This is a genomic window from Candidatus Limnocylindrales bacterium (genome assembly GCA_035571835.1).
Lineage (GTDB): Bacteria > Desulfobacterota > Binatia > UBA1149 > CAITLU01 > DATNBU01.
This window is the reverse complement of sequence record DATNBU010000026.1, coordinates 60584-71247: the sequence shown is the minus strand read 5'-3', so window position 1 is coordinate 71247 and position 10664 is coordinate 60584. Positions and strand designations below refer to the sequence as shown.

8 protein-coding genes are annotated in these 10664 nt (G+C 65.1%); 1 reads left to right on the top strand and 7 read right to left on the bottom strand.

The genetic code is table 11. The annotated features are described in order from the left end of the window. Window positions 1-351: 351 nt before the first annotated feature. The 5 genes from grxC to VN634_10735 all read right to left on the bottom strand — a co-directional run bounded on the left by grxC (window position 352) and on the right by VN634_10735 (window position 4509). Window positions 352-603: a glutaredoxin 3 gene (gene grxC / locus VN634_10755; protein HXC51354.1), complete on the bottom strand. Its 252-nt coding sequence runs from the start codon at window positions 601-603 to the stop codon at window positions 352-354. 50 nt (window positions 604-653) lie between these two features. After that, window positions 654-935, bottom strand: a complete 282-nt coding sequence (locus VN634_10750) for a transposase (protein ID HXC51353.1) — start codon at window positions 933-935, stop codon at window positions 654-656. 351 nt (window positions 936-1286) lie between these two features. Beyond that, on the bottom strand, window positions 1287-2546 hold the full coding sequence (gene lysA / locus VN634_10745; GenBank protein ID HXC51352.1) for a diaminopimelate decarboxylase: 1260 nt from the start codon (window positions 2544-2546) through the stop codon (window positions 1287-1289). Between the two features lie 43 nt (window positions 2547-2589). Next, window positions 2590-4095, bottom strand: coding sequence for an acetyl-CoA acetyltransferase (locus VN634_10740; GenBank protein HXC51351.1), 1506 nt, complete (start codon window positions 4093-4095; stop codon window positions 2590-2592). 255 nt (window positions 4096-4350) lie between these two features. Continuing rightward, window positions 4351-4509, bottom strand: a complete 159-nt coding sequence (locus tag VN634_10735; GenBank protein HXC51350.1) for a hypothetical protein — start codon at window positions 4507-4509, stop codon at window positions 4351-4353. Window positions 4510-4734: 225 nt separating this feature from the next. On the opposite strand from VN634_10735, the gene VN634_10730 reads away from it, so the two are divergent. Next, entirely contained in the window at window positions 4735-6270 is a 1536-nt protein-coding gene (locus VN634_10730; GenBank protein HXC51349.1) for a DegQ family serine endoprotease, read from the top strand. Window positions 6271-6552: 282 nt separating this feature from the next. Here VN634_10730 and VN634_10725 read toward each other — a convergent pair whose 3' ends face one another. Further along, window positions 6553-7320, bottom strand: coding sequence for a CDP-alcohol phosphatidyltransferase family protein (locus VN634_10725; GenBank protein HXC51348.1), 768 nt, complete (start codon window positions 7318-7320; stop codon window positions 6553-6555). A 122-nt stretch (window positions 7321-7442) separates the two neighbouring features. Next, window positions 7443-10631 carry a hypothetical protein gene (locus VN634_10720; protein HXC51347.1) on the bottom strand — a complete coding sequence of 1063 codons (3189 nt, stop codon included), beginning with the start codon at window positions 10629-10631 and terminating at the stop codon, window positions 7443-7445. Window positions 10632-10664 lie beyond the last annotated feature (33 nt).

Genomic DNA, 10664 nt, shown 5'->3' with positions numbered 1-10664 from the left:
TCACCCGGTCTCAGCGTCGTATCGGAGACGACGTTGTCCCCGCATGCGCAACCGATGCGCTCGCCGTCGACATCGTCGCCGCAGTCGGCAGCCGGCGCAGAGCCGGCGAATACGATCATCGACGCTGCCGCAAACGCGGCCAGCGCGAGTCGCAACGTCACGAAATCACGCACGGATGGTGAAAACCTCATTCCGGGGTACTCCAATGTTCGTTCGTGCGGGTGCCGGCAGCAGCTCGAAACCGCATCGAGAAAGCCGCAGCCCACAGGCCAGTATGGCTGATCACGTCGTCAGACCGTTCGCGGAGGATAGTGTGGAAAAATCGCGTTGTATACCCAGCTTTTGGCCAGCTCAGGAGAGCATCGGGTCGAGCTTTCCGGCGCGTTCGAGCGAGTAGAGCTCGTCGCAGCCCCCGATGAAGGAGTCGCCGATAAAGATCTGCGGAAACGTCCGATGCCCGCTTTCGCGCGAGATCCGCATGCGCTCCTCCCAGTTCGAGGTCACGTCGACCTCCCGGTAATCGACCCGCTTGGAATCGAACAGGCTCTTGGCCCGGACGCAGAAAGGGCAGCTTCGAAGCGTGTAAATGACAACCGGTGGCACCGTAAGAACCTACGGACGACGCAAGTCGCTCGCAACGAGGAGTCTGCGGATCACTCCTTCTTCGCAGCCAGCTTGATGCCCAGTTGCTCGTGCTCGACCGTCAGCTCGCCGATCAGCTGGTTGAGCTTGGTGATTTCGGCCTCGAGGCGCCGATAGCGCGAGGCGTCAGTTTCGCCGCTCGTCGATCCGTATTTGGTCTGCCAGACGTGGATGACGACGACGGGCACATTGTAGCGACGCGCCAGATCCGCCGGCTGCATGCCCATTTTGGCCAGCTCGAGGATCTCGCGAATCTGAGTCTCGGAGTATTGTGTCCATCCCGAGGCCGCCATCAACCAGTACCCACAGCGGGATTATGCCGTGCCGGGAGAAGGCGCAATGCCCCCCGGGGGCAGCATCGTGAGGAATTTTGCGCGACGCCGTGAGCCGGCGGCGACGACGCAGTCTCCGAGGCATACTTGCCGCCTGTCAAGTGGCTGGATTCCAAGTCTTTTCCGGCTATGCTCGCAGTTGCGGACCGCGTCCGCAACGGCTCGCGGCAATTCGAGATAGACAGCAGATTGGCCGTGAAATCGGCGCCGAACGTCACGGGATCTCCTCCGATTTCGTTCCGGCGGGAGGGTATGCACGCGCCGCGATCGTTTTTCGCGCGCGAAACGATCGGTCGGGCCGGCTGGCCGCGCTCAGATCGCCGGCAGACGCTCGCCGCGGATCAGGTCGTCGAGGCCCTGCCTTGCACGCACGAGGTGGGCGCGCCCGTCGATGATCATGACTTCGGCAGCCAGCGGCTTCGAGTTGTAGTTGGAGCTCATCGAGAAGCCGTACGCGCCGGCAACGCCGATGACGAGAAAGTCGCCGATCCTCGGCTGCGGCAGCCGGACGTGGCCGACGACGCCGTCTACGCCCTGCGTAAAGATGTCGCCCGATTCACAAAGCGGTCCGCCGATCACACAGTCGCCGGGAGGAAGATCGGCGGCGCCGTCGGACGGGGCCAGTGCCATCGGATGATACGATCCGTACATGGCCGGACGGACGAGATTGTTGAAGCCCGCATCGACCAGACAGAAGCGGTTGGTGCCCATGCGCTTGGTCGCGCGCACTTCGGTCACGAGGAAGCCGCTGTCGGCAACAAGGTAGCGGCCCGGCTCGATCTCGAGGCGGATCTCGTGGCCGAGCTCGGCCGCGATTCTGCGGCGGGCGGCATCCCACAAGCCGAAGTACGCGTCGACATCCATTGCCGGATCGCCGGACTTGTACGGAACCGGCAGTCCGCCGCCTGCGCTGATCGACTCGAGCTGCGGCCCGACGCGCAGCGCGAGCTTCTCCATCGCGCTCGCGACCTGCGAGAGATGCTCGAGGTCGCTGCCGGAACCGATGTGCACGTGCAGCCCCGATATGCGGATGCCGAGCGCAGCTGCGCGTCCGAGAACTTCGGGAAGATCCTCGTGCCAGATGCCGTGCTTGGAGTGATCGCCGCCGGTGTTGGTCTTGCGGCTGTGCCCGTGGCCGAACCCGGGATTGATCCGAAGCGTGACCTGGCCATCGCCGCGCCGTGCGGCGTACTGGTCGATCATGTCGGCCGATCCGCAGTTGACGTGGACGCCGTTCTCCACGACCGAGTCGAGCGAGTCGCGATCGAAGATGTCGGCGGTGTAGACGATGGGCGGCGGATTTCCGGCGGCTTCGTATCCCGCCGCGAACGCGCGGTGCATTTCGCCCGCGCTGGTTGCATCGACGAGCGCGCCTTCGCGCCGGACCAGATCGAGCACGGCAATGTTCGAGCAGGCCTTCTGCGCGTATCGCACGACGTCGAAGCGCGCCAGGCTGCGCACGCGTGCCGCGATCGTCGCCGCATCGTAGACGAACGTCGGAGTGCCGAAGCGCTGCGCGATTTCGACCACCGAAAGACCGGCGATCTCGGTGCGATAACCGTCGGTACTCATCGGAAACGTGGATGGATGCGGCTGGTGCATTCGGGCCTTTTGCCTATTCGGGCGTGAACACGTTGACCGGCGAGCCGGCCCGTACGCTGCCGCGACGCCCGATGGCCTCGTTCGTCATCCATTCTTCGAGAAGCGCCGGATCGTCCGGTGTGTGCGCGAGGAAGCGCGCGCCGGTTGCGAGACGGCCGAGTACGATGCCCGTCTGCGGCTCGCCCGACTTTCCGCAGACGACAGTGTAGGTCTCGACGACTGCCTTTCCGCTCGGTTCCTTCGCGACTTCGACCGGCTGCCCTTCGTGCCGCGAAGCGCTCGCGGGCGGCTCGGCGAGCGCGGGGCGTGACGGCGGCGCGCTCGAATAAACGCCGGCCGCATGCTTGGTCAGATACCATCCATTGGCGGTGACGAGTCCGTTTGCCCCGGGCCTGGATCGCAGCGCTTCGACCATCGCAGCGATGCCGTGCAGCGAATAGTTGTTTCCCGGTCCTCCGAAATACGGCAGTCCGCCGGTGAGCGTCAGGCCGCGAGGATCATCCTCGGCGATGCCGAGACCTTCGCACGCAAGCTCGACCGCGACCGGAAAGCACGAGTACAGATCGAAGAAATCGAGGTCGGCGACCGTCGTTCCGGCCTTCGCCATCGCCTGCTCGGCCGCGAACTTCATCGACGGACACGCGTCGAAGCGGGGACGCTCGCTGACGTTCCACGGATCTTCGCTTGCGGCGCCGCCGCCGAGGAACCACACCCGGCGATCCTTCGGTACGCCGAGCCTGTCGGCTTCGGCTGCGCTCATCAGGATGACTGCAGCGGACTGATCGACAGCCATCACCGCGTTCAGGTACTTGGTGTACGGAAACGAAACCCAGCGATTGTTCTCGGACGGCGTCGCGAGCTCTTCCGCGCTGCGCCGCACGGGAAACCACGAAATCGGATTCTTCGCCGCAACGTCGGTGAAGCGCGAAAACATGCGGCCGATGGCGAGGCTGTGCTCGCGGACCGAAAGACCCCGCCGTGCGCGCACGGCGTTCTCGAACAACGGATACGTGTTCGACGGCAGGAACAGGCCGTGCGCGTTCTCGTCGTCGGTGCCGCCGGGCCGCTCGTCGCCGAAACGCTCCGGAGCACCACCGCCGCCGGTCGGCCACGCGAGACGGACTCCCGCCGCGCGCGCCTTCATCATGCTTGCGACGACGTTGACGCCGGCGATAAGGCACGCGCCGCCCGCCTTTCCGCTTCGGATCTCGCCGGCAAGCCAGTTCACGTAGGCCTGCGGCGTATTCCCGCCGACAGTCGACTGCACCAGACGCGACGGCGTGGCACCGATGGCCTCGGCCAGAAGCCCCGGCGCACAGGCCGGCTGCCACGCGAACGTGTCCACGGTTGCGACGAGACTGAGCTGCGAGAGCAGCCGCGGGCCAAGCGTCGAATCGTCCGCGGCGAGGCGAGCGGCATCGGCCATGAGCGCGACCGGATCGCGCGCATGGTCCGGCGCCGCATCACGCTGGACGCACTGCCCGACCCCGACCAGAACGATCTCGTTCTCGCCCGACATTCCCGATCACCTCACTCGCTTTCCGGGTCCGCTTACGCGCAGCCACGAGCGGCCGGCAGCAGCGACGCAGATGCGCGAAGATGTGGGAAAATGCGAAGGAGTGCAAAACGCGCCGGCGCGATGGACGCCGCGGGAAGCGACAGTGCTGCGACAGGCGAGAGCCCGCGGCGATCACCGCGGGAAAGAAGAAAACAAACGGAACGGACGGGCCCGATCCCGCGAGCGCGGGGCCGGGCCCATCCGCAGCGGCCGTATCTACCGCGCGGCGGCGCTCTGAACTGCGACGAATGCTTCGATGGCTCCGACTCTTGAAATGCTCCACACGCTGAGCGCAAGCGAGAGGGCCGAGGCCACCAGTGCAAGCGCAATCATCGTGTTGGGGTTCCCACTGAAATTGACTTCATTCTCCGACATTGCCTGCCTCCTTTTTGGCCCCGGACCGGCTCCCTTCCCGTCCTCGAGGCCCGGTCATCGTACTCGCCCGCCCACCATGGGGCAACGGAGGCCCGGACGCTGCCTGCGGACCATCGATGCGATGCGCGACGCAATGCGCCGCTTCCTGAATAGCTCCCGCATCGGAGCGTCTGACGGCCAGAACCCTTCCATGTGCGATCCAAATCTCCAGGAGTCTCCTCTTCAATGAAGTTTCCGAACCGTCTCCTTCCCGCCGTGCGACCGCGACTGCGAGGCCTCGTCGCGGTCGCGCTCGGCGGGCTCGTCGGCTCCCTTGCAACCCTCGACATCCTCTCCACGACGCCACTCGGTCACGGCGGGCTGCTTTCGGCCTCACAGCTGCTGATGCCTCGCGACGCCGAAGCGCACTACCCTTCGGTCGATCTGGCTGAAATTGCCGAGCGCGCTACGGCAAGCGTGGTCAACATCTCGTCGACCAAGGTCATCAAAGGAATGGGGGACGACGACGATGGCCCCGGAGGCGGTTCCCCGTTCTCCGACGACCCGTTCTTCCGCCGCTTCTTCCAGATGCCGCCGGGTCAAGCCATACCGCAGGAGCGGCGCGCCCAGAGTCTCGGCTCGGGCGTCATCGTCACCAGCGACGGTGTCATCCTGACCAACAATCACGTCGTCGAGAATGCCGACGAGATCAAGGTAACACTCGACGACAATCGCGAGTTCGATGCCGAGTTGATCGGCGCCGATCCGCAGAGCGACGTGGCGGTCGTACGTCTCAAGAAAAGTCCGTCCGGCCTGAAGCCGCTTCCGATCGGCGACTCTTCGACTCTTCGCCTTGCCGACACGGTGCTCGCGATCGGCGATCCGTTCGGCGTCGGCCAGACCGTCACGATGGGAATCGTCTCGGCCACCGGACGCGCCAATCTCGGCATCGCAGACTATGAGGACTTCATCCAGACCGACGCAGCCATCAATCCCGGCAACTCCGGCGGCGCACTGATCAACCTGCGCGGCGAGCTCGTCGGCATCAACACTGCAATCGCCAGCCGTACCGGCGGCTACCAGGGGATCGGTTTCGCGATCCCGTCGAACATGGCCAAGGGCATCATGACGAGCCTGCTCGAGACGGGAAAGGTCGAGCGCGGCTGGCTCGGCGTGTCGATCCAGACGCTCGACCGCGATCTTGCCGATGCGATGGGCATCGACCAGGCGCACGGCGTGCTCGTCGCCGACGTCAGCCCGGACGGCCCCGCCAAGAAGGCCGGAATCCAGCGCGGGGATGTGATCCTCGCGATCGATGGTCACGACGTGAAATCGACCGGCGAGCTGCGCAACATCGTTGCGTCGCATCCGTCGGGCAAGTCGGTGACCGTGACGCTCGTGCGCGACAAGACGAAGCGCGAGCTCGATGTCGAGCTCGGCTCGCTGCCGGTCACTGGCAAGCGTCCGGGCGCCAAACCGGAAAAAGTCACGAGCACGGGGTTGCTCGGCGGAATCGACGTGAGTGACCTCAACGCGGAGAGCCGCAGGCACTTCGGTGTCTCCGACAAGATCGACAGCGGAGCCGTCGTTACCGACGTCGAGCCGCGCAGCGCCGCTGCGAAGGCCGGCATCGGCCCCGGCGATGTGATCGTCCAGATCGACCAGAGTCCGGTCAAGGATGCGGCGGCGTTCCGCAGGGTTGCGGACAAGGTCAAAGGCAACAGCGCGCTTCTGCTCGTTGCCCGCGAAAGCGGGACGATGTTCGTGCTCGTCAAGAAGTGATCTTCGAGGGTCCGGCGCTACGATCGTTGCGTTGTCCTGACGCTCGGTCGTTGCGCCGGACGCCGATAAGGGCCGATCTGCCGCGTTGTCGCCGCGACGCTCGGTCAGCGTACGGGAAGTACGCCTCCCTCGCTTACGCGGGCTCCGCCTTGCATCTCGACCCTTCTCGGCGCCCGGCTCGTGTTACGTGGCTCTCGTGGCGGGGATTGTCGCGCAGATTGTTCTCGTTCTTCGCGCTTGATCGAGGTGCTAACTGCTTCTCTTCTCGTTTTCGTGGCGCGCCTAACGGCGGCGCGTGGTGCGGGTGGCTCTTAGGCCATCTATCGTGCGGCCGACTGCTGTGACGGCGGTTCCGATTGCGAGGATCCAGATCACCAGCGTGAACGTCGGGTGTGCGGCATCGAACGGGCACAGATGGTCGAGCGGGGCGCTGAAGATGGCGGCGCCGCTCAGCAGCACGACGCGCTCGGGGCGTTGCATGAGGCCGCCGCGCAGCTCGGCTCCGAGTGCTTCGGCTTTGGCTCTGGCGTACGGGACGATGCCGGATGCGCCGAACGCGAGGAGTGCGGCCGACAGGTTCCAGGCATTGTCGCGCAGCAGGAATGCGGCGGCGCCGAAGCAGAACGCGTCGGCGTAGCGGTCCATGGTGGAGTCGAGGAATTCTCCGCCGCGGTCGCTGATGCCGCGCTTGCGCGCGATGCGTCCGTCAAGGAAATCGAAACACGAAGAGAACAGGATGAGGAGGCCGCCGACGGTAAGATCGCCGGAGGCAAGCACGATCGAGCCCACGGCGCACAGGACCGTTCCCGAGATCGTCAGCAGATCCGGCGACGCGCCGCTGTGCTCGAATGCATATTCGATCGGCCGCACTGTCCACGCGAAAGCCTGCCGGATTGTCTGCCCGAGCAGCGCCGACTGGCCGCGCCGCGCCAGTTCCTCATCCATCGGTGCATTGCGGAGATAAAAGGTGCGAAACGCGTAAATCGACATCCCGGCAAGAAGCGCCGCGACGGGCGAAGACAGGATCGCGATAAACAGCGGCCGGCTCATGGCAGAGCGCCTATACAAAGCCGGCGCCCGCGTTCCAAGCGATCGATCGGTGCAGAATGAAAAAGGGGCGCGAGCCTTCGCCCGCGCCCCTTTTACTTTGGCGGTCTGCGCGCCGCGCCGTCTCAGTCGTCGACCTTGGTGGCGGGACCGTCGACGCATTCGTCGACGACGCGCAACGTGACGAAAGTCGACACGATGGTCTCGTCAGCCGACGGAGGTGTCCAGGCCGCACTGGTCTTCATCGTGACGCGGTAGACTCCCGGGTCCTTCATCGCCTTCACGGCGACCTTGGTGATTCCGGTGCTGTCCATCGGCGCCTTGTACGTGTACTTGGTCGCGGCGTTGTTCGGTGTGAGCGCTCCGATCTCACCGGTAAAGATGATGCCGCCGCCGTCCATCGCGACGACCGAAACCACGCCGCCCGTATACGCAGACGACAGCGTCATGTCGGCCTTGATCTGCAGCTTGCCCTTGCTGTCCTGGAGCTTCGCTTTTGTGTACACGAAGTTCGAGGTCGTGGTTGCGCACGGCGTGCTCGCTTCGTCGCCCGGATCGCTTCCCGCTCCGACTTCGTCGGCGTTGCGGTAACCATCGAGGTCGCGATCGAGGCCGATGCGATATCCCTCGCCGACCGGCACGGCCGTGAACGTGAGCTCCTGACCGGCGGTGTCGGCGAGCGCGCGCAGGGCTGCTTCTGCGACTTGCCCGTCGCCGAAGCTGTCCGTCGAAAACTGTCCGGAGCCGTCGTAGACCCAGCCGCGTTCTTCGCCGGCGATGACGCCCTTGACGACCACGTCGCATTCGTTCGCGTCGGCACGGTCGAGGAGCAGGTCGACGCGAGTGTCCGCGTCGCCGCCGGTCGTGGACGTGAGCGTCACCTGCTGGCCGACGACCGGCCGGTGATTGCTGTCGAACGCGAGGACGAAGCTTTCCATGTCGGCGCGCTCGGTGTCGTTGAGGAATCCGATGTTGGCCGGCGGGTTGTTGCCCGGGCCCGCCGCATGCGGATTGAACACCGTCGCCTGCAGGAAGCGGAAGACCGTGTCGATGCTGCCATCGTGCAGGAAGCCGAAGCCGCGCACCTGGTCACCGAGGTTCCCGTTGTTGCCCGGATTGACGAACGGCTCGGCCGCATTGCCGAACATTCCGACCTTCTGGTACAGGTTTCGAAGGTGCGCGATCTTGAAGTGCTGCGTCTCGTTCTCGAAGCTCGACTGACCGTCGGTACCGAAGAATCCGGGTCGCGCAACGCCGGCATTGCCGTTGCGGTTGGTGCGGTGACAGCTTTCGCACGTCTCGAACGTGTCGATCGGGTCGCGATTGAAGAAGATGTTCTGCGCCACCGCCTGACCCGGCGTAAGCGAGTTGTCGAGCGCGCGGATCGGGTTGGGCGGATACATCACCTGCAGGATGAAGTCCGTGTAGGCCTGCATCTCGATGTCCGGCAGCGTCGCGCTGCGGCCGATCAGTCCGACGAACGCCGGATTGAACGCCTTGAACGCGAGATCCTCGTTGTACGAACCCTGGTTGGGCTGATGGTTCGCCTCGGTGTTTCCACCGGTCCGGTCACCGCGCCAGTGCATCGGGCCGTGGTTGTCCATGCCGCGCAGGCTCTGCGTCGTCATGGGGCCCTTCATCGGATGGAAGTCCGGGTCGCCGATCGGGCCGATCGTGAACTGCTGCGGGTTGTTGACGATGTCGTCGTCGGGATTGCCGAGATCCCATGCGAGGCCGTCCATGTCACCGAAGATGTGGCACGATGCGCACGCCTGGTCGCCGCGTGCCGATGTGTGGCGCGCATCGTAGAGGAAGGGCCGCCCCGCAACCACGCTCGCCGGCTCCGGATTGTGAAGCGGAATGTTCTCCAGCTCGGTGTTGATCGCGGTGTCGACGATCGAGACCGAGTTGTTGAAGCGCGTCAGCACGAACAGGCGTGAAGTCGCTTCGTCGAGCACGATACCGGCCGGGCCGCCGCCGCTGACCTGGATCTGGTCGGCTGCATCCGGCGTGAACGTATCGCCGGCAAGCTCGGAGGTCACGTACGTTCCGATCTTGCTCGAGCCGAATGCGGCCACGTAAAGCTTCGACCCGTCGGCGGTGAACGCCATGTCGAGCGGGAATGCGAGGCTCTTGTCGTTGGTGGTGTTCGGGATCGGATCGAACGTGTCGTCGTAGGTGATGTGCTTGTTGAGATGAACCGGCGTGACCGTTTCGGCCACCGGGTCGATCACCGTGATGCGGCTCTCGACGAGATGTCCGCGTACAGTGGTGTCGGCGAACGTCCCGGGGCCCTCGAACCGCACGTCGTTGAACGCTTCGAGGTTGCTGACGAAGAGCTTTCCGTCGGCCGGGTTGATCGACATGTTGAACAGCGTCGTGCCGACGTGCGCGAACTGGCCGCCGCTGCCGGCAACCTGTGCCGGCGGATTCTGCGTCGCGTCGATCGCGAACACGTCGTAGTCCGGCAGGCTCAGGCGCACGAGGCTGTCGAAATTCCGCCCGAGCTCGTCGACCCAGTGCGTGCCGTCGAACTTTACGATCAGGCCGACTTCCGGCCGCGGATCACCGCTTGCGTCCGTGTCGGGCGGCGGGAGTGCCAGTGCGGGGCGCGAAGGAACCGGGTTGCCGTTGAAATCGAGAGCGTTCGGAATCACGCCTTCGTTGATCACGGTGGTCTGGTTTCCGGACAGGAATACACCGGCATAGACGCGCGTCCCGTCGGGGCTGACCGCGAGCGGGCGCGGCGTGTCGCCGAACAGCGTGAGGATCGTCGTCTCGTTGCCGCCGAAGTCGGAGCCGAGAGCCGTCGCGTCGAAGACCCACACGTCGGCGCGTCCCACGCCTTCGGTTGTCAGCTGAGGGTCGTTCGGATCGTTCTGACCGCGGTGCGCGGTGGTGATGAAAGCCTTGTTGAACAGCGCGCCGCCGAACACGATGTCGCGCGGCTCGTCGCCGACCGTCAGCGTGCGAGTAACTCTCGGTGCGTCGATGTCGGTCAGATCGACGATGCTGACGCTGTCGGACAGGAAGTTGACGACCCAGACTTCGGTATCGGTGCGCGCGGCCACCGCCACGGGCTCCAGGCCGACCGGCACCGAGGCGACTTTGGTCAGCCCGTCGGGCTCGATGTCGAAGACTTCGAGGGTGTTGTCCGGGATGTTGCAGACGAACAGCCGGGTGCCGTCCGGCGACTTTGCGAGAGGGCGGACCGGCCCGGACTCGAACGTGACGAACGCGCCCGCCGGCGCAGACGACAGGAAGACCAGCCCGGCGACACCGAGCGCACCGGCAACCCGCTTGAAAATGCTCATGTTTCTCCTCCCGCGCGATTCTGCACCCCAAGT

Coding starts and splice junctions, on each gene's coding strand:
- VN634_10730 (HXC51349.1), top strand. CDS start 4,735: ATGAAGTTTCCGAACCGTCTCCTTCCCGCCGTGCGACCGCGACTGCGA.
- VN634_10720 (HXC51347.1), bottom strand. CDS start 10,631: ATGAGCATTTTCAAGCGGGTTGCCGGTGCGCTCGGTGTCGCCGGGCTG.
- VN634_10740 (HXC51351.1), bottom strand. CDS start 4,095: ATGTCGGGCGAGAACGAGATCGTTCTGGTCGGGGTCGGGCAGTGCGTC.
- VN634_10735 (HXC51350.1), bottom strand. CDS start 4,509: ATGTCGGAGAATGAAGTCAATTTCAGTGGGAACCCCAACACGATGATT.
- VN634_10750 (HXC51353.1), bottom strand. CDS start 935: ATGGCGGCCTCGGGATGGACACAATACTCCGAGACTCAGATTCGCGAG.
- VN634_10725 (HXC51348.1), bottom strand. CDS start 7,320: ATGAGCCGGCCGCTGTTTATCGCGATCCTGTCTTCGCCCGTCGCGGCG.
- lysA (HXC51352.1), bottom strand. CDS start 2,546: ATGAGTACCGACGGTTATCGCACCGAGATCGCCGGTCTTTCGGTGGTC.